The sequence below is a fragment of the Diaphorobacter sp. LI3 genome (assembly GCF_022807955.1).
In the GTDB taxonomy this organism is placed as follows: domain Bacteria; phylum Pseudomonadota; class Gammaproteobacteria; order Burkholderiales; family Burkholderiaceae_C; genus Diaphorobacter; species Diaphorobacter nitroreducens.
The window spans coordinates 2,087,991-2,107,009 of record NZ_CP094346.1 but is presented as its reverse complement, the minus strand read 5'-3'; the positions used below and the strand labels follow the sequence as shown (position 1 = coordinate 2,107,009).

The 19,019-nt window shown below is 65.1% G+C and carries 16 protein-coding genes; all 16 read right to left on the bottom strand.

The window, feature by feature from the left end:
* Window positions 1-147 precede the first annotated feature (147 nt).
* Window positions 148-876: an MgtC/SapB family protein gene (locus MRB47_RS09790; RefSeq protein ID WP_252100574.1), complete on the bottom strand. Its 729-nt coding sequence runs from the start codon at window positions 874-876 to the stop codon at window positions 148-150.
* Window positions 877-915: 39 nt separating this feature from the next.
* On the bottom strand, window positions 916-3,708 hold the full coding sequence (mgtA, locus tag MRB47_RS09785) for a magnesium-translocating P-type ATPase (RefSeq protein ID WP_252100573.1): 2,793 nt from the start codon (window positions 3,706-3,708) through the stop codon (window positions 916-918).
* A complete protein-coding gene (locus MRB47_RS09780; RefSeq protein ID WP_252100572.1) occupies window positions 3,705-5,213 on the bottom strand; it encodes an efflux transporter outer membrane subunit in 1,509 nt (502 codons plus the stop codon). The genes mgtA and MRB47_RS09780 overlap by 4 nt, the downstream gene beginning before the upstream one ends.
* Window positions 5,210-8,338: an efflux RND transporter permease subunit gene (locus MRB47_RS09775; RefSeq protein ID WP_252100571.1), complete on the bottom strand. Its 3,129-nt coding sequence runs from the start codon at window positions 8,336-8,338 to the stop codon at window positions 5,210-5,212. Before MRB47_RS09775 ends, MRB47_RS09780 begins: the two co-directional genes overlap by 4 nt.
* Window positions 8,331-9,440 carry an efflux RND transporter periplasmic adaptor subunit gene (locus MRB47_RS09770; RefSeq protein ID WP_252100570.1) on the bottom strand — a complete coding sequence of 370 codons (1,110 nt, stop codon included), beginning with the start codon at window positions 9,438-9,440 and terminating at the stop codon, window positions 8,331-8,333. The genes MRB47_RS09775 and MRB47_RS09770 overlap by 8 nt, the downstream gene beginning before the upstream one ends.
* 161 nt (window positions 9,441-9,601) lie before the next feature.
* Window positions 9,602-9,922, bottom strand: coding sequence for a hypothetical protein (locus MRB47_RS09765; protein ID WP_015914723.1), 321 nt, complete (start codon window positions 9,920-9,922; stop codon window positions 9,602-9,604).
* 596 nt (window positions 9,923-10,518) lie between these two features.
* On the bottom strand, window positions 10,519-11,493 hold the full coding sequence (locus MRB47_RS09760) for an IS5 family transposase (protein ID WP_252100569.1): 975 nt from the start codon (window positions 11,491-11,493) through the stop codon (window positions 10,519-10,521).
* A 54-nt stretch (window positions 11,494-11,547) separates the two neighbouring features.
* Window positions 11,548-13,515 (bottom strand): relaxase/mobilization nuclease domain-containing protein, encoded by a 1,968-nt coding sequence (locus MRB47_RS09755; protein ID WP_015914724.1) that lies wholly within the window; start codon window positions 13,513-13,515, stop codon window positions 11,548-11,550.
* Window positions 13,516-13,963: 448 nt separating this feature from the next.
* The gene (locus tag MRB47_RS09750; RefSeq protein ID WP_252100568.1) at window positions 13,964-14,563 is read right to left on the bottom strand and encodes a S26 family signal peptidase; all 600 of its coding nucleotides are present in this window, start codon (window positions 14,561-14,563) and stop codon (window positions 13,964-13,966) included.
* A complete protein-coding gene (locus tag MRB47_RS09745; protein ID WP_252100567.1) occupies window positions 14,560-15,084 on the bottom strand; it encodes a DUF2840 domain-containing protein in 525 nt (174 codons plus the stop codon). The genes MRB47_RS09750 and MRB47_RS09745 overlap by 4 nt, the downstream gene beginning before the upstream one ends.
* Complete coding sequence (locus tag MRB47_RS09740; RefSeq protein ID WP_252100566.1) at window positions 15,081-15,353, bottom strand: chromosome partitioning protein ParB; 273 nt, start codon at window positions 15,351-15,353, stop codon at window positions 15,081-15,083. The genes MRB47_RS09745 and MRB47_RS09740 overlap by 4 nt, the downstream gene beginning before the upstream one ends.
* Window positions 15,350-15,988 carry a ParA family partition ATPase gene (parA, locus tag MRB47_RS09735; RefSeq protein ID WP_252100565.1) on the bottom strand — a complete coding sequence of 213 codons (639 nt, stop codon included), beginning with the start codon at window positions 15,986-15,988 and terminating at the stop codon, window positions 15,350-15,352. The genes MRB47_RS09740 and parA overlap by 4 nt, the downstream gene beginning before the upstream one ends.
* Before the next feature lie 265 nt (window positions 15,989-16,253).
* Window positions 16,254-17,111: a replication initiator protein A gene (locus MRB47_RS09730; RefSeq protein ID WP_252102571.1), complete on the bottom strand. Its 858-nt coding sequence runs from the start codon at window positions 17,109-17,111 to the stop codon at window positions 16,254-16,256.
* Between the two features lie 26 nt (window positions 17,112-17,137).
* On the bottom strand, window positions 17,138-17,419 hold the full coding sequence (locus MRB47_RS09725; protein ID WP_009517015.1) for a helix-turn-helix transcriptional regulator: 282 nt from the start codon (window positions 17,417-17,419) through the stop codon (window positions 17,138-17,140).
* A gap of 83 nt (window positions 17,420-17,502) precedes the next feature.
* Complete coding sequence (locus MRB47_RS09720; RefSeq protein ID WP_252102570.1) at window positions 17,503-18,264, bottom strand: DUF2285 domain-containing protein; 762 nt, start codon at window positions 18,262-18,264, stop codon at window positions 17,503-17,505.
* A 330-nt stretch (window positions 18,265-18,594) separates the two neighbouring features.
* Window positions 18,595-18,945 carry a DUF2958 domain-containing protein gene (locus MRB47_RS09715; RefSeq protein ID WP_252102569.1) on the bottom strand — a complete coding sequence of 117 codons (351 nt, stop codon included), beginning with the start codon at window positions 18,943-18,945 and terminating at the stop codon, window positions 18,595-18,597.
* Window positions 18,946-19,019 lie beyond the last annotated feature (74 nt).

Genomic DNA, 19,019 nt, shown 5'->3' with positions numbered 1-19,019 from the left:
ATAGGTACTCGCAGATCGCCCAAAGCTCCTGAGTTTTGGAGCGTCTAGCTACCTGTAGGCAGCGATTGATGTGTTCATGTTTCATATTCATATCTCATCTTGGGTGATGGGTCATATGCCAACCGAGGATTGCGCGCGGCATCTTCGTCAGCCTTCGTCGCCTGCGTTCCAGAAGGCTTGCCTGACACCAGGCAAAGCCTCGGCCATTCTGACCGTCTCATTCAGTTCATCTGCCTGCACGGCGGTCGCGTACAAGGTGAACTCGATCTCTACCTCGCCTTCGCCAAAAGGATGGTCGTCGATTTGGCGCGCGGGATAGCTGGAGTCATCCAGAATCTCGGCCATCCTTTCCCGGACATCGGATTGAACCTCGCGCGAGCAAATCACGAAGACCATGTAGGTTGCCTCGCTGGTCTCTTCTCGGAAGGGGCTGCGATTGATCCGATTCGCAACTGGTCGCAGTAACGTGTTGCTCGCCAGTACGAACAGCGCGGCCAGGCCCGCTTCCCCCAGCAGGCCCGCCCCGGCACAAGCCCCCACGGCACCCGATCCCCATAACGTGGCCGCGGTGTTCAAGCCGGAAATGCTCGCACCCTCCTTCATGATGGCGCCCGCACCGAGGAAGCCAATGCCAGAGACGACGTAGGCGACGACGGTTATCGTGGTCTGCGAGCCCCCGTTGATCTCAAACAGCCGGGAACCCAGCGAGACGAAGATGGCGCCGCCGACCGACACCAGGGTGTTGGTGCGCAGTCCGGCCGTGCGTTGTCGCACCTGTCGCTCGATCCCGATCAACGCGCCGAGGATGAAGGCGGCCGCGAGGTTCACGAACGTGACCGCCAATGCGCCGAGACTACTGAAGTGGATGGCGTTCATCAATTTTCGACTCCGGTGCAATCCTTGGGTGGCATGGTCTCATTGCCAACCGAACTTGCGGATGTAGATCGTCTTCATGGCCGTCGTCAGTGCCGCGTAACCGAACAGGATCGCGATCAGCCACGGGAAGTAGCCCGGTGGCAGCGCCTGCAGCTTGAAGTAGTCCGCCAGTGGGCTCATCGGCAGGGCCACACCGATGACCACGATGACCAGCGTCATGAGCGAAAGCGGCCAGGCTGCGCGGCTTTGGATGAAGGGCAGCTTCGGCGTGCGGATCATGTGAACGACCAAGGTCTGCGTCAGCAGGCCAACGACGAACCAGCCCGACTGGAACAGCGTTTGCTCGGCCACGGTGTTGGCACCGAAGACGTGCCACATGACCGCAAAGATAGTGATATCGAAGATCGAGCTGATCGGGCCGAAGAAGACCATGAAGCGCCCGATGTCCGCCGGATTCCATTTCAGCGGCTTGGCAACCAGTTCGCGATCCACGCCGTCAAACGGGATGGCGATCTGAGAAATGTCATACAGGAGGTTCTGCACGAGCAGTTGCAGCGGGAGCATGGGCAAGAACGGCAGGAACGCACTACCCACGAGGACGGAGAAGACGTTGCCGAAATTGGAGCTGGCGGTCATGCGGATGTACTTGAGCATGTTGCTGAAGGTCTTGCGGCCTTCAATCACACCCTCCTCCAGCACCATCAGGCTCTTTTCCAGCAGGATGATGTCGGCGGCCTCTTTGGCGATGTCCACGCCCGAATCCACCGAGATCCCGATGTCCGCGGCGCGCAAGGCCGGGGCGTCATTGATGCCGTCGCCCATGAAGCCGACCACATGGCCATTGCCGCGCAGAGCGCGCACGATCCGCTCCTTGTCCTGCGGTGTGAGCCGTGCGAAGAGTTGACACGTCTCGACAGCATGGCTCAGCGCCTCATCGCTCATTTTTTCGACCTGCGATCCCAGCAGGAAGTGGTCGTGCTCCAGTCCGACCCGTCCGCAGACATGCGCGGCGACGAGTTCGCTGTCACCCGTGAGTACCTTGACCCGCACGCCGTGATCCGCCAGGGCCTGTAGCGCCGGTGCGGTGGACTCTTTCGGCGGATCGAGGAATGCGATGTAGCCGATGAGCGTCAGGCCCGTTTCATCGGCTGTCGAATATGCCGCTTGCGATGCGGGCAACTCCTTCATCGCCACGGCGACAACACGCAGACCTTCTTCGTTCAGCTCACGGGTGACCGCGCGCACGCGCTCCAGTAGCACCCTTTCGATGGGGACTTGCCTCGGCCCCTGGGCGGTCTCGATGCGAATTTGGTGGCAAACGGAGAGCACTTCTTCGACTGCTCCCTTGCAGATCAATTCGTGATGGTCTTCCCGCTCGGAAACTACGACCGACATGCGCCGCCGCACGAAATCGAACGGAATCTCATCGACCTTGCGGTAGTCCTGCGCCACCCGCAGCTCTCCATGCAGTTCAGCGTGCTCGAGCACCGCGTGGTCAAGCAGGTTCTTCAAGCCGGTCTGGTAATAGCTGTTCAGATAGGCGTACCGCAGCACGTCTTCGGAATTGGTTCCGAAGACGTCTGTGTGCCTTTCCAAGGCGATCTTGTCCTGCGTGAGGGTGCCGGTCTTGTCGGCACACAGCACGTCCATCGCACCGAAGTTCTGTATGGCATCCAGGCGCTTGACGATGACCTTCTTGCGCGACATCACGACCGCGCCCTTGGCCAGCGTTGAAGTCACGATCATCGGCAGCATTTCGGGCGTGAGCCCGACGGCGACCGAGAGCGCGAACAGGAACGCCTCTGTCCAGTCGCCCTTCGTGAAGCCGTTGATGAGCAGCACGATGGGCACCATCACCAGCGCGAATCGGATGAGCAACCAGCTCACGCTGTTCACGCCGGCCTGGAACGCGGTCAGCGTGCGATCCGTCGTCGTCACACGCGCAGACAGCGCCCCGAAATAGGTCCGACTGCCAGTGGCGACGACCAATGCGGTCGCGGAACCTGAAATGACGTTGGTGCCCATGAAGACGAGGTTGGGCGCATCGAATATGGAATGGAACGGTTGTGCGATGCCTGCAAACTTCTCCACGGGCAATGACTCGCCCGTCATGGCCGCCTGCGATACGAACAGATCCTTGGTCGTCAGCAGGCAACAGTCCGCGGGGATCATGTCGCCAGCGGAGAGCACGACGTGGTCGCCTGGCACGAGGTCGCGAATCGGCAGTTCGATCTGCGTGGCCGTCCTACGCGAACGACTGCGGGCAGCGGCGTGCTTTTCGCTGGCCTCGGTGCGTCGTTCTTCGGCAGGCTGGCGTCGGATCACCGTCGCGGTATTGCTGACCATGACCTTCAGGCGCTCGGCGGCCTGGCTGGAGCGGCCCTCCTGCACGAAACGAATCAAGGTGCTCAGCACCACCATCGTGCTGATCACGACCGTGGCCTTCATGTCGTCCGTCGCGAAGGAAATGCCGGCCAGCAGTGTCAGCAGGAGATTGAACGGATTCTTGTAGCAGTGCCAAAGGTGCAGCCACCACGGCAGCGGCTTCTCGTGCTCCACCTCGTTCGGGCCAAAGCGCGCGCGCCGTTGATCCGCTTCGTCATGGGTCAGCCCTTCCTCGTGCGACCGGGTGCGAACGATCGCGGCGGGCACGTCGTCGGACGCAATGCGCTGCATGTCGCGGGCGACACGCCCGGACACAGCCTGGCCTTCGGCGTCTCCCATCTTGCGCAGGGTTTCAAGAACGGCCTGGCGCTTGAAATGGCGGTTCTCGCGCCTCCGGTCGAGGAAGCCGCTGAAGAGGTTTTTCAGCATGTGATCAACGAAGCTCATAGGGGCGCTCCCGTTTGGGTTGTGCTTTGTTGTGCAAGAGGCGGCGCGTCATTGCCCGTCTGCCACCATCCGCCCAGCGCCTGGTACAGCGCGACGGTGTTCGTGTAGCGGGCGGCTTGCGCCTGAACCAGCGCCAGCGCGGCTCCCTGGTAGGTTTGCTGGGCGAGGAGCACATCCGCCTGGGCTGCGCCGCCCAGTTCCCGCTGGCGGCGCACGATGCTCAGGCTGCGCCGTGCTGCGGCTTCGGCGTGGCTGGTGGCGCGCAAGGTCTCCGAGTCGCTGACGATGGCCTGCAAGGTGTCGGCCGTGTTCTGGAAGGCGGTCAGCACGGTGCTGCGGTACTGCTCTGCGGCCTGCTCGTAGGCCGCCTCGGCTGCGCGCTGCTGGTGCAGCAGCGTTCCACCGCGAAAGATCGGCTGCAACAAGTCCCCGCCGACCGACCAGAAGCCGCCACCGCTGCGAAGGAGTTGCGGCAGGGAAAGCGCGGAGCTGCCCAAGGCTGCCGTCAGCGTGAGGCTGGGCAGCCGGGCCGCAGTTGCGACGCCGATCTGTGCGCTGGCCGCGTGCAACTGTGCTTGCGCCGCGCGCACGTCCGGCCGCTGCTCGACCAGGCGCGATGGCAGGCTGAGCGGCAGTTCCACGGGCAGGGTGAGCGAAGCCAATTCGAAATGCTGCGCAAGCTGCTCGCTGGGCAGGCGCCCGGCCAGCACCGCGAGCTTGTTCCGCTGTGCGGCCAGTTGCTTCTCCAACGGTGGCAGCGAGGCTTGGGCCTGTGCCAGCGCCGCTTCCTGCGCGGCCACGTCCGCAGCGCCGAGGTGGCCGGCCAGGCGCTGGCGGCGCGTGATGTCCAGTAGTTGCGACGCCAAGTCGATGAGGCCGCGCGTCGCATCAATCTGCGCGCGCAGCGACGCTTCCTCGATGGCCGTGTTGACCACGTTGGAGACCAATGTCATGTAGACGGCCTCGCGCTGAAAGCGCTGCACGTCCACCCCGGCGGACAGCGCCTCGACCTGGCGTCGCGTGCCCCCGAACACGTCCGGCACGTAGCTGATGCTGAGCTGGGCCGTATGCAAGGTGTAGAACGTGTCGCCGGATTCGGCCGGACTGGCCAAGGTTGCGGCAATCTTCTGCCGGGTCGAATTCACGTTGGCATCGACACTGGGCCAGAAAGCCCCGCGCTGGGCCGTGGCCGCCTCGCGCGCCGCGCGCAACGCGGCCTCGGCGGCCTTCAAGTCCGGGTTGGCCTGCAGGGCAGACGCGACCAGTTCGTCAAGCGCCGGTGAGCCGAACGCCTTCCACCACTGCGCCGCGACTTCCTGTCCTGGCGCGAAGCGTTGCGCTTCGCCGCCCAGGCCCGGCGCCGATGCGGTTTGCGCGGGTAGCTCCGCAGCAGCATAAGAATGCACGGTGGGCGCGGCCGGGCGCTGGAAGTCTGGCCCGACGGCGCAGCCGCCCATCGCCGCCGTGAGCGTGGCTAGCATGGTGTAGCGAGCAAGGGTGTTCATGGTTGCGCTCCCGGTTGTGTCTCCTGTGGCGAGACGGTCAACGCCGCGAGCCGGGCTTGCCGGCGCGCCAGACGTTCTTCGATCAGGTGGTACAGCGATGGCAACAGCACCAGGGTCAGCACGGTGGCGGTCAGCAGGCCGCCCACGACGACCGTGGCGAGCGGTCGCTGCACGTCGCTTCCCAATCCGGTGGCCAGCATGGCGGGTGTGAGGCCGAGGGCAGCCACTGTTGCCGTCATCAGGACAGGACGCATCCGGCTGCGGGCACCTTCGAGCACCGCATCGCGCAAGGACTTGCCTTCCTCATCGCGCAGGCGATTGATCTGCGCGAGCATCAGCACGCCGTTCAGCACGGCCACACCGAACAGCGCGATGAACCCGACCGCGCTCGATACGTTGAGCGTCATGCCGCGCAAATGCAGCCCTGCCAGCCCGCCAAGCATGGCCAGGGGCACCGTGGCCAGCACCAGCAGTGGCTGGCGCAGGTTGCGGAAGGCGCCGAATAGCAGCAGGAACATGATGCCCAGCGTCATCGGCAGAATCAGCGCCAGCCGCGCCTCGGCGCGCTCCAGGTGCTCGAACTGGCCACCCCACATGAGCTGGATGCGCTTGGGATCGAACTTCATCTCGCGCTGAACGACGGCCTGGGCGTCGTTCAGAAAGCTCGCCAGATCGCGGCCACGCACATTCAGCCGCACAATGATGTTGCGCCGCGCCATCTCTCGCACGATCACGCTTTCGCCGGAAACCGTGCCGATGCGCGCCACGTCTGAGAGCGGAACTCGCTCGCCCGACGGCGCCTTCAGCGCCAAGTTGCCGATAGCATCCGGGCTGAACCGGGACTTCGCCGGGAAGCGCGCGGTCATGTCGTAGCTTTTTTCGCCGACATAGAGCTGGCCGATCGGCGTGCCGCCGATGCCAGTGGCGATCAGGTCGGCCACGTCGGCCGCGTTGATGCCGTGGCGCGCAGCGGCGGCGCGGTCGAGCGCGATCTTCAGGTTAGGCAGCGGTGGCTCCACGTCCACCGCGACATCCGCGGAGCCCGATACCTGCTTGAGCACGTCAGCGAGCCGGTTGGCGACGCCGCGAACCTCGGCCAGGTCGTCGCCGAAGACCTTGACCGTGAGGTCGCTGTGCGCGCCCGACAGCTTGTCCTGCACGCCGTCGATCATGGGCTGCATGAATCCGACCGTATAACCGGGCATCTGCGCGTAGCGCGCGGCCAGCTGGGCAATCAGCTCCTGCTTGGTCAGGCCGGATTTCCACTCCTTGTAGGGATGCAATCCCACGCTCGCCTCGATGTGCGAAGGCGTCCAGTAGTCGGTACCGTCGTCGTTGCGGCCGGTCTGCGTGACCATGTAGGAGACTTCGGGAAACTCCAGCGTCGCCCGTCGCAGATCGCTCGCCATCGCCGACGCCTTGTCCAGCGTGATGCCGGGCGGCATCTGCACCTGCAGCCACAGCGAGCCTTCGTCCAGGTACGGCAGGAAGTCCCGCCCGATGGTGGAAAACAGTACGCCCAGGCCCAACGCGGCAGCGGCGCAGGTGGCAACGAGCCAGCGGATCTTGCCCAGCGCGCGCCTGAGGAACCAGGCATAGCGTGCGGACAGTGCGTCGATCACCGGGTTGTGGAACACCTTGCGCGGCTTGCGGAAGGCCAGCCATGCCAGGGCCGGAATCAGCGTGAGCGCGACGACCAGCGCACCGACCAGTGCCGCGCCGACTGCATAGGCCATCGGCGAGAACAGCTTGTATTCGATGCGCTGGAAGGCAAACAGCGGCAGGTAGGCGCAGACGATCACGGCCATGCCGAAAGAGATCGGCCGCGCGACCTGCAGTGTCGCCTGGATGGCATCCTGCGCCTGCAGGGGGCGGCCCTCGTTCTCCTCGCGCTTGCGCAGGATGTTCTCGACCAGCACCACGGCGCCGTCCACCAGAATGCCGAAGTCAATGGCACCGAGCGACAGCAGGTTCGCCGGAATCTTGAAATGGTGCATGAAGATGAACGCGATCAGCAGCGACAGCGGAATCGTCAAGGCGACGATGGCTGCTGCGCGCGGGCTGCCGAGAAACAGCAGCAGCACCACGCTGACAAGCACCATTCCCTCGGCGAGCGTGAAGCCCACGGTGTGCAGGGTGGCGTCGATCAGCGACGTGCGGTCGAGGTACGGCACGACCTTCACGTCCTTGGGCAGCAGGTTCTCGTTGAGGTCGCGCACGGCCGCGTGGACGCCCGCGAGCGCATTCGACGGGTTGTAGTCCTTCAGCAGCAGCGTGATGCCTTCGATCGTGTCGGGGTTGCCGTCCTTGCCGAGGATGCCGCGGCGTTCGACATTGCCGTAGGCAAGCGTGCCCAAATCCTTCACCAGCACCGGGACGCCGTTCTTGGTCTTGACCACGACATTGCCCATGTCGTCAAGCGAACGCAGCAAGCCGACGCCGCGCACCACGTAACTCTGCTCGCCGCGATCGACGATGCTGCCACCACCGTTGGCGTTGTTCGCATTGATCGCGCTCTTGACGTCCTGCAGAGACAGGTCGTACTGGCGCAGCCGGTCGGGATCGAGTTCGAGCATGAACTGCGTCGTCAGGCCACCGAAGTTGCTCACGTCCACGACACCCGGAACCTTCTTCAGGCGCGGGATCACTGTCCAGAACTGCAATTCGGATAGTTCGCGCAGGCTGCGCGATTTGGACTCCAGCGTGTAGCGGTAGATCTCGCCCGTTGGTGAGGTGTACGGGTCGAGGCCAGGCACAGCGCTGTAGGGCAGCGACACTTGATTCAGCCGCTCCTGCAGCCGTTGGCGCGCGAAGTAGCCGTCGGTGCCGTCCTCGAAGACCACGGTGATGAGGGAGAGCGCGAAGAGGCTGCGCGAGCGCAGCACATGCATGCCCGGCGTGCCGAGCAAGGCGCGCTCCAGCGGAATGGTGATCTGCTGCTCCACCTCCTCGGCGCCGAGTCCAGGCACCTGCGTGACGATCTGCGAGGTCACGTCGGCGATGTCTGGATAGGCTTCGATCGGGAGCTGCTTCCAGCTCCAGGCGCCGTACAGAGCCACGAACACGAACACGAGCCAGGCGATGCCGCGGCGTTGGAAACAGGTGTTGACGATGGCGTTAATCATTGAGCAGCACCCCGTCCTTGACCACGATGCGCTCGCCCGCCTTCAACCCGGACAACACCTCGACGCGATCGGCGACCGTCGTCCCCACGCTAACGATGCGGGACTCATAACGGAACGGCGCCTGTTCGACGAACACTCGCGTGTAGAGGCCGCTTTGCAACAAGGCCGTTGCCGGGACGAGCAGTGCCGAATGTGCTGGGCCGGAGAAGCTGACGCGGGCGAACATGCCCGGTTTGAACAAGCCACTGCGGTTGTCGATGGCGACGCGAACGCGCGCTGTGCGCGTGTCGGGGTCAAGCAAATCGCCGATGTATTTCACCTTGCCATCGAATTCGCGGCTGGCGTAGGCGTTGGGAACGATACGCGCTGTCTGACCAACGAACATCTGCGCTAGATCTTTCTCCGCGACGCTGGCTGCAAGCCATACGGTGGAAAGATCGGCGACCGTCATGATCGACGCGGTGGTGTCGCTCCAATAGCTGCCCTGAGCGCCATTCATCTCGACCACACGGCCAGCGATGGGAGCGCGCAGCACGTATTCGCGCCGCGACCCGGCGCTGGCAGATGCGCCAAGCTGAGCCAGCCGGTTGCTCGTCGCGCGGGCATCGCTCTCGGCAGCGGATAGCGCCAGTTGTGCGGCCTCGAAATCCTTCCCTGCAGAGATGTCGTCGTCTTTCAGAGCCTTCTGCCGATCGAACTCCCGGCGGGCCTGCAGCAGCGCCGCCTGTGCCTTGATCTGGTCGTTATAGGCAGAGCCGAGATCAGGTGAGTTGATAGTGACCAGCGGGTCACCTGCTTTGACCGCATCGCCTAGCTGGTGGTGCAGGCGCACGATGCGCCCGCCCAACGGCGGTGCAATCTTCACCAGCTTCTCGGGCGCCGCCTCGATCGTGCCCGGCGCGTCGATCGTCTGAGCGAACGCCTGCGGCTCGACGCTGGCGACAACCAGGCTCTTGCGCAGCGGCGATGCCGCAGGCACGTTGACGAATGCGCCGTCGCGCTGCACATCGGCGGTTTCTGGCTTGCCCTCCGCAGCATAGGCGCCGGGCAAGAAATGCTTGACATCGCACGCCGTCAGCAAAGAGGCGCAGGCGATGGCCAATACGACATGGATTATTTTTATGGGAAGGTTCCTGTCTCGATGGACGCGAATGGGTCGTCGCGCAACTGTCCCGGCCACGCCGTCGAAGCGAGGCCAGGTCAGTCGAACGGGCGAGCTGGGTGCTGTGAGAGGCGTGGGCGCTCGGACAGTCCGTGCCAGCCTCACCAAAGTAGAAAGAGCGGCGAGCCAGACGCAGCCGACCGCGCATAGAGCGAATCGCGTGCATGGCTACCTTCGTTTTCGCGCAGGCGATTGCGAGCAGCGAGGGAAAGCCGATTCAAGACGCCTGCACGATTCGACGCCGGGAGCATGGACAGCGCGTCGGCGATGACGCGGCCCGAAAGATCGGAGAGCGCCTTGGCAAACGCGCGGTCGCCGTGAGAGGCCAACAGGGCGTGTAGCGCAGCGGGACGGTGGGAAGCGACAGCCGCGCGCAGGGCGCGCACGAAAACGTCGTCGGAGCGGAAATAGCGAAACAGCATGAGAACCTCCTGGGGCGCGCAGCCGCGGAGGCTCCTCATGCGCTCAGATGAGCGAGAACCTCGAAGCAGGCGCCCGATGCGTTGTTGCGTTCATGGGCCTATGGGGCGAGTGGTGTGGCGCGTTGGAGCGCCTATGCGGGTCGGGATCCATGACTTCCTCCTGTTTCAAGCTGACAAGCGAGCTGGACAAGGTGCTAAGCCAAATCGCGGTTGTATGTGCTGACGACAAATGGAATTCTGTCATTGAGATTTCCCACGCACCAGCGAGCATTAGGTTTCTCTCAAGCAACTTGCGAATAGCTTAGATATACCAACGTATATCCTGGTCTATTTGAATTCACCGGATTATTTCTTTGAGCGCGCGGCGAGCTGCTCTCATGCGCGCAGCGTTGGAGTCGGGCTGCTTGAAAATCGCGTGTCGATGAGAACTCGGTAAAACTGACATTCATTGCAGTCGCATCTCTTGCCTAAGGCAACGCTGAACAAGCCGTCGTAATTTGCTATGCGGCACTGAACGACGCAGTTTTTCGGATGTTTTGGCCCCTCGCACCGCCCATTTGGGCAGTTCGCGGGGCCTTCAGGCCCGATTCCCGCCCTTACGGGCGCACCTGTCCCAACAGATGACTGCGGCACAGGTAAATGTTGGCCAGCGCCAGGGCCGTGAATGCGCGCGTGGCGTTCTTCTGCAGCCCGCGATAGCGCACCTTGCTGAACCCCCATAGCCGCTTGACCACGGCAAAGACATGTTCGACCCGAGCACGCACCCGCGACTTGTTGCGGTTCTTGGCCCGCTGCACTTCGTCCACCTCGCCAGCGCAGCGCGTGCGCTGGTTGGTGAAGTCCTTGGCCCTGGGCGCCTTGCTCGCGATCAGTGCCTTCTGGCTGGCATAGGCCGAGTCGCCATAGACCCGTTGCTCATTGCCGTGCAGCAAATCAGGCAGTGGATGCTTGTCATGCACGTTTGCCGCTGTGACCACCGCGCTATGGCTCAGCCCCGTTTGACTGTCCACACCGATGTGCAGCTTCATGCCGAAGTACCACTGCTGGCCCTTGCGGGTCTGGTGCATCTCGGGGTCTCTTGCCTTGTTAGCGTTCTTGGTCGAGCTGGGCGCACCGATGATGGTGGCGTCCACGATGGTTCCGGTATTGACCTTGATGCCGCGTGCCTGCAGCTCCTTGCCAACGCGTGCAAACAGGGCTTCGCTCAACCTGTTGTCGTTGAGCAGCCGACGGAACCTGAGCATCGTGGTCGCGTCGGGCACGGGTTCACAGCCCAAGTCAATGCCGACGAAGCGACGCAGACTGGCACTGTCGTAGAGGGCTTCCTCACACGCCAGGTCGGCGAGATTGAACCAATGCTGGATGAAGTGGATGCGCAGCATGCGCTCCAGGCCAATGGGAGGGCGCCCATTGCCGGCCTTGGGGTAGTGCGGTGCGATTTCTTCGCACAGCGCCGCCCAGGGCACCAGCGAATCCATAGTCTTGAGGAATTCGTCGCGCCGCGTAGGCTTACGGTGTTGTTCAAAGCCCAACTGCGCGTCGGCTGCCATAGCAAGGGTCTGCTGCTTCATGGCCCAGTAATTTACCCAGGCTGGAGCAGCAGCGGAGACTTTTTCAGCATTGCCCTAATGAATACCGCGACTTCGCGTGAGCATCCAGGTTGCGTCATTGCCCCGTATCGTTGCCGCAACCTGCTGCCCCAGCCGCTGCTCGATCACCGGCTTCCAAGGCACCAGGCTGAACCCCATGCCGTCATCCAGCATCGCGTAGCGGCCACTGGCGAGCATGACGCTGCGGCGGTAGATGCCCGCCACGCGCTGGCCGTCGGCCACCGGGCGATGCTCCAGGCCGGTGTCGGCAGCAATGTCCTTCGCGGCCTGCGCCAGCTCCCGGTTGCGCAGCGTTCCCAGCAGGTTCCGGGCGAGGATCACACGCTGCCCGCGCCGCTCGGCCAATCCCTGTTCGGCCAGGAAGTCGGCGCGTTGCTGCATGGCCTGCTTGGCGTCGCTGCCAAAGCCCAAATCGCCCAGCCCTTTGCCACCGCCGATCAATTGCTGGTCAAGCCAGGTGGCCCCGATCACGCGGGCCTGCCGCTCGATGGGCAGATGCGATTTCAGCTCCACGGCCACGCTGCCCAGGCGCTGCGCGTCGTACTGGCGACCACGCTCGGGCAGGTCGTCCGGCACCTTCCATAGACCCTCGGCCACACGTTCCACGATGCCTGCCCGGCGCAAGGCTTCCAGCCGGCGGACGTGGGTTGCGACCACCTCTTGCGGATCACGGCCCGGCAGGGCCTGGCCCTGGGCGATGGCAAGGTGATGGTCGGTGCGGTACAGGCCACCGCTCGCCAGCGCGGCAATGTTGCGGTCGGCCGCGCGCGCGTCGGCCGATCCCTTCACCTCCACCACGGCGCCGGCCGGATAGTTCGCCAGCTCGTCACGGGCATTCAGCGCGACATAGTGGGCCTTGCCGTCCACGCCGTCGATGACCAGATAGCCCCGGTCGTGCAGTTCGTCGGCCAACCCTTTCGCGGCGACACGCCCGATGACCGTGCGGCCATCATCGCCCGGCTCGAACACCGCCAGCTCGCGCGGCTCGCCGCGCATGGCCCGCTGCATGGTGCGGATGATGTCGCCACGCTCGCCCAGGGCGCGCAGGGTCTTTTCCGCGTCGGCATGGACGGCCCAGGTGCCGGGCTGCGTTTCATCGGCCAGGCCCAGGCGCTGCAAGCGTTGCAGGCGGCCGATCAGCAGCAGGCGCTGGCGTTGCAGCCGCGGTTCGTTGAACCGTTCGACATGCAACAAGCCATCGTCGCCCAGCTCGCGTTTGAGCGTGCGATCCAGGCTCGTCCATCGCTCCTGATCCACTTCGCGCTGCAAGGTCTGCTGGATCTCCAGCTCGGTGCGCGGCCCCAGCCATTCGGTCGCCAGTTCGGCGGCACGATGGCGGAAGCCATCAGCGATGTAGTCGCCCGCGATGATGAGGTCTTTGCCGGTGTCGTCGCGCCCGCGCACGATCAGGTGGGTATGCGGGTTGTCGGTGTTCCAGTGATCGACGGCCACCCACTCCAGCCGTGTGCCCAGGTCGGCCTCCATGCGGCCCATGAGGTGCCGCGTGTAGGTGCGCAGGTCTTCGAGTTCCGCGCCATCCTCGGGTGAGAGGATGAAGCGGAAATGGTGTCGGTCGTCGGCGCAGCGTTCCTTGAAAGCGTCGAGGTCGGCGGCATCGGTCTGCGGCCCGTAGGCTTGGCCCGGCTCGCCATCACGGCCCACACCATCGCGCTCAACGTAGCGCAGGTGCTTGGCGAGCGACTGCGGACTGGCCCGCTGCTGGTTGACCAGCAAGGTCTTGATGGTCACGCGCCGCGACATGGGCGTGAGCTTCGCCCCCGCGAAGCGCGCCGCCGTGTGGCCGCGCCCCAGGCGCGAGCCGGGCCGTTGGCCGGTGCCACTGGCAGCGCCAGTACGGCGCACCGAGGACTTGCCGCTGCTGGCCTTGCCGGTCTGCTGGAGCACCTTGGCGATGAAGCCCTGGCCCCGGTTCTTGGGGGCGCTGGGGCGGATGCGGAAATCGTCATCGCGGCGTTTGGTCATGGCTGCGCCCCTTGAAAGCTGGGGCGTAGGCCGTCGTGCGAAGCACGCGGACATGCCTGCATTGGCGCGGGCCTCGCGCCCCCAGCAGCACGGCGGCGAAGCTGCGCCGTGCCGCGCCACCCCCACGTGCAGACTGGCTTTGCGGCCCGACAGGTGCCGTCCCCTTTTGTCTTGCCTTCCGCATTTGCCTCCCGCATCCGCTCCCGGCAACTGCGGCCCGGTGGCGCTGCTGCACAAGCAGTCAGCGCCCCGGCGAACACGGCGATGGCCGCAGGCCAGCCGCGTTGGAGGCAAGACGCCTGCACGTGGGACGGCTGCGCCGGAGGCCGCGCGAAGTGCGGTGCCAGATACGCAGGATCGGTACGCGCACTGCACGCACGACGACGCGGCGACAGCAGCCGGAACGACACGCCCGATAGCACGCTGACGCGCAGCGAATCGGCGGTCATCATGGGCGCGACTCCAGCCAGACCGGGCGCGCAACGCCGATCACGGAGGCGGCGTTGACCGGCCCGAAATACCGGCTGTCGAACGACGCCGGATTGGTGACGCTGAGCAGGAACAGCTCGCCAGGCCGAAGGCGGCGGCACTGCTGCCAGGATGGCAGCGGCCGGCCCCAGCGGTCGGCAGGCAGCACGGCGGCCGAAAGCACGCCGTCGATGCGGACGCTGCCGTCAGCAATGCACACCTCTTGCGGCGCCACCGCGCCCACGCGCTTGAGCAACGGGATGCGCGTCGGCAGGTAGCCGCGCTGCGCAGCGAGCGCGGCGGCCTCGACGGGCAGCGGCACCAGCACGATGCTGCCCACGTGCAATGGAGGTTGCAGCGGATGTAGCGGCGAGCTGGTGCGATGGTCGAGCGGATCGACGCGATACCAGCCGACCGCTACGCTGTCCGACGGGTTGTAGGTCAGGCGCGGCAGCGGATGCACGAAGGAGGCCCAGGCCAGCGCAGCGAGGCCGCAGGCGGACAGGCCCGCCAGCATGAGGCGAGCGCGCAGGCGCGAGCGTGGATGCGTGAGAGCAGTGGGAACAGAAATCGTGGTCATGACAGCGCCCTCCCGGCCAGCCAGGCGGCGTGCCGCTCGGCGCTGTATTCGGGCAGCGGCAAGCGAGCCGCGAGCCGGTTGCCCAACGTGCGCCAGTACACGGGCGAAGCCGCAGCAGGTGCGATGCCCAGCGCCTCGATGGCGTCGATGCGCGCCAGGACGGCACGCACCGACTGCTCACCCTCGGCGTGCAGCAACAGGCGCGCGCCCGGCTGCACGCCGGCAATGCGCTGCGCGCCATCCATCGGCATGCACGCCTGCATCACCATGAGCTGCCAGCGGATCGTGCCGTAGTCGTTGGCCTGCCAACGGATGCGGCAGAAAACCGCATTCGGTGTGAACACCGCGCAGCGGCGCCAGCGGTCGAAACGGATGATGCGGGCAGGATCACCGAAGCGCAGGTAGAGGTCGAAGCGTTGGTCGATGTACGCGAGCGCAACGCGCGTCAGCGGCACGCCGTCGGCCACGCCGACAGGCGGGATGGATGGCGGTGCCGAAGCCGTCGAGGCGGGTGTGTTCATGAGGACTTCTCCGGGAATTCCCGCTCCAGCAGCGCGCGCAACAGATCGGCCACCGTCACGCCTTGCGTGAAGGCCGATACCTTGATGCGCGCCCGCATGGCGGGCGTGATGTCGAGGGTCAGGCGGGCCGTGTAGAGATCGCCTTTCTGGAGGTCATCGGCGCTGCCCTGGCGAATCCACGCCTCGGCGTGCGGATTCGCCGGCGGACGCGCGCCGATGCCGACGCGCTTGGCCGTGCGTTTGCTGCTGGGTGGCGGCTTCGCAGTCATGTCGGCCACCGCAGAAGTTCGTCCACCAGCGTGGTGATTTCTCGCGCGGCGGTACTGTCGGGCGCCGTCTCGCGGGCAAGCCGACCAGCGGCCACGCTGTCGGCGAACACGATGCGTTGATGCACTTCCGAGCGCAGCGCGGGAAGCGGCTGGTCGGCGAGCGCCTGGCGCGCTTCGCGTCCGATCACGGTGGTGCTCACGCGCCGGTTGATGACGAAGGCCGCGCGCAGCGCAGGCCGGAATACCTGCGCCTCGCGGATCAGTGTCACCATCTCGGCGCTGGCCCACAGGTCATAGGGGCTGGGCTGCACGGGGATCAGCACGCGCTCGGCCGCCAGCAGCGCGGAGCGCGCTAAGGCGGCGATGCGCGGCGGGCCGTCGATGACGACGTGATCGGCCCGCCTAGCGAGTTCTGGTGCCTCCTGATGCAGCGTTTCGCGTGCGAGGCCCACGGCGCTGAACAGCCTTGGCAAGCCTTGCTGGCTTCTGCGCTGCGTCCAGTCCAGCGATGAACCCTGCGGGTCGGCGTCCAGCAGCACGACGTGCTGGCCGCGCATCGCCAGCTCGCCGGCGATGTGGGTGGCGAGCGTGGTCTTGCCCACGCCGCCTTTCTGGTTGAGCAGGGCAACGATCATGGCCTGGCCCTCCGCGTTGGAGAGCCCGGCTGTTGCTGCTGCTTTTCGTGCCCTTCTTTCGCCGACTTGGTGCTTGTCCACCGTGGCGAGGCGCTTCTACTACCAATTAGAGAATTTAAGTTAGGGAAGTTAAGGGAGGCCGAAACCCGCGCCAGCATTGGCTTTGCGGCCAATTTTGTTGCCTGATAGCACGAGGATTCGTTGCCTGATAGCACGATACCTCTGTTGCCTGATAGCACGAGTCCGTCCACAGGCTTTGTCGCAGTTATCCCCGTGCCGTTTGCGGCACGGGCCGGAACGTCAGCAGCGGCGAGGCAATGCCCGAGACGTACTCGATGCCCAACTGGTAGCCAGGCAAGGCTTGCCGCGCCACCAGCGCCCGCAGGTCGGCGGCGAAGTCGTAGTACCGCGCCACGCTGCCTGACTTGCGGTACAGGTGCTGGAAGTCGAACTGCCACCCGCCCGGCTGTCGCCCGCCGTGCTTGCGCACCAAGCGGTACAGCCATCGCTCGATCCCGCCCGTGAGCCGGAAATACGCCGGGTCGATGGTCAGCACCAGGGCAGCATCGAGCACGCCCGCATAGAACCAGTCCGGCAGGATCAGCTCCAGCCCCAAGGGCGTTCCCCTGGCATCGGCCAGCTCCTTCCACTCGTTGATCCACGAGAAGCGGTGCAGCCGCCTTCCCGTGGTCTCCCGAATGGACGTGGCCACCGTCGTGGATTGCAGGCGATCCAGCGCGGCCTTGAGGCGCTGGTAGTCGCGCAGCGATGTACCGCGCCCGATGAAGCGCAGGATCTCGTAGGGCGTGGCCTGCATCAGCCGCGACGGGCGCAAGCCCGCGTCGCGCGCCTCCACGATCTGCGAGGCCGCCCAGATCAGCACGTCGGCATCCCAGATCGTGGCGATGCCGTGTTCCTGCGTGCCTTCCACGCGGATCGTGATGCCGCCGGCCTGGAAGTCGATCGGCGCCGTACGCCGCGACTTCGCCAGCGAGAAGAACGGAAAGGCCATCAAGTCCTGGCTGTCGCGCGGCGCCATGTCGCCCGGCAAGGCGCGGAACAGATCGAGCTGTTCGCGCTCTGGCACGGGCCGCTGCCGGGACGGCAGCGCAGGGCTGGACATGGCGAAGGCCACCCGCGCGCAAGCGATCAGCGCGCACGGCTGTCCGCCGAATGCTGCTCGGCGTACTCGGGATCGGATGTGCTCTCGAAGCTGCGCTCGGAAGCCCAGGCATCAAGATCGGCCACGGCGTACATGACGCGGCGGCCGAATTTGCGGAACTTGGGGCCGCCACCCAGCACACGCTGTTTCTCCAACGTGCGCGGCGACAGGCGCAAGTAGTCGGCGGCTTCGTCGTTGGTGAGATAACGCTGCGGCTGCGCAGCAGGATTCATGGGAGCGGCGGCAGGCCGCAAGGGAGCGGGACGCATGGTGTGAGCCTCCATAGCTTTCAAAGCTCCGGCCGCACAGCGCAACCGGATGGAGGCAGTCTCAGAAAACGAAGCTCTCCTGCTCAGGGTCGTTTTGCGTCCTCTTCAAAACGACCCTTCTCAAGCGGGGACAGTTGTGCTAGGCGGCGATAGCCGCCGCGCATCAACGCATCGCCGCGCCGCACCAGGCGACGCACCTTGGAGCGCAGGCCGCCGTCGCTGTACCAGTCGGCCACAGCGTCGGCACCGAACAGTCCTTCGCCCACATCGCGCAAGGACGCGCCTGCGAGGGTCGCATCGAGCGCCTGCAAGGTGTGCAGCTCCAGCAGCGCGGCGGGCGTCGGCCTGGGCTTGGTGGCGGCCTGGGCCGCGTCGAGCGCATGACCGCGCGTAGGCGCGAAGGCGCCGCCGCGATGGGCATAGGCGACAGCCATGCCGTCTTGCAGGCCAGGCGCGAGCGCGAAGCGCAGACACTGGCCGGGGCTGCGCGCGATCAGCGCCAGTCCCTTGCCATCGTGGAGAAGTTGCTTGTGGCCAGGGATACGCCAGAACGCGAAGGGCTCGGCATCCACAGGCGGATCGGCATCGGGGTAGAGCTGCACTACATCAGCTTGGCCGGGCTGCCAGGCCGGATGCGCATCGCGCGCATCCAGCGCCGGGTCTTCCAGCACGCGCAAGCCCCAGCGATGCGCCGCATCGGGGCGGCGCGCACGGCGCAGCCAGTCGAGCCGGTAATCGGGGTGCCTGCGCAGGTACTCCCAAGCCAGCGCAAGCGCATCCAGCCACAAGACATAGAGGTAAGCCGCAGTGGGATACCAGTGCGCGACATGATGAGGATTGACCATGACCCAAGCTCCCGTCGAACAGCAGGAACGTCGCCACGGCGTCAAACATGCGGGAGCATTAAATCAAGGTGGAAATCCGGTTAAGCTGTAACGGCTGGTGTCAAGACTGGTTGGCTCCGGCATGTTGCGAAATTCGTCCGAATGCGACGGCCGCACGGCACCAAAAACGTCATGCGGTACTGACACCGTGCCGCAAGCCGCATGAAAGATCGTGGCTGATTCCGCCACGCACGCACAGGTTTGGTGCAAGAGTGCTGATTCAGACTGGACAGGTCTGGAGCAAGACCGAAATAGTCTGAATGCCCCCAGCTTGGCTGTAGCACGAGCGGTTCAATCGACGACGGAACCGTTTTCCTGCGCCAGCCGCAGATATTCCGAAAGCGGGCGCATCGCCTGGAAATACCGATCCCGCATCACGGGTTGCTGGCGCGGCCCGACGATGGAAGCCAGGTCGGAAAGTTTCACCGTCCCCAGCTCGGGCAAGCTGATTCCCAGGTCGATCAGGCCGTAGGCCGTGTCGCCATCGACGGGATCGAGCGAGGTCAGCAGCCAGGTGGCGTGCGCGTCGGGAGTGAACAGCCGCACAACCGGCAACGGGTCGTGCGGTTCACCGGCGGTGGCCCGCCGTCCGTTCTCCAGCAGCGCGGCGCGCTGCGCATCGGTGACGAGGGGAGCGTTCATCGTGGTGCTCCTGTTCCAACGCGGAAAGTCGGTTTTGCACATCCACGCCAAAGCGTGGAAACACGAAAGCGCAA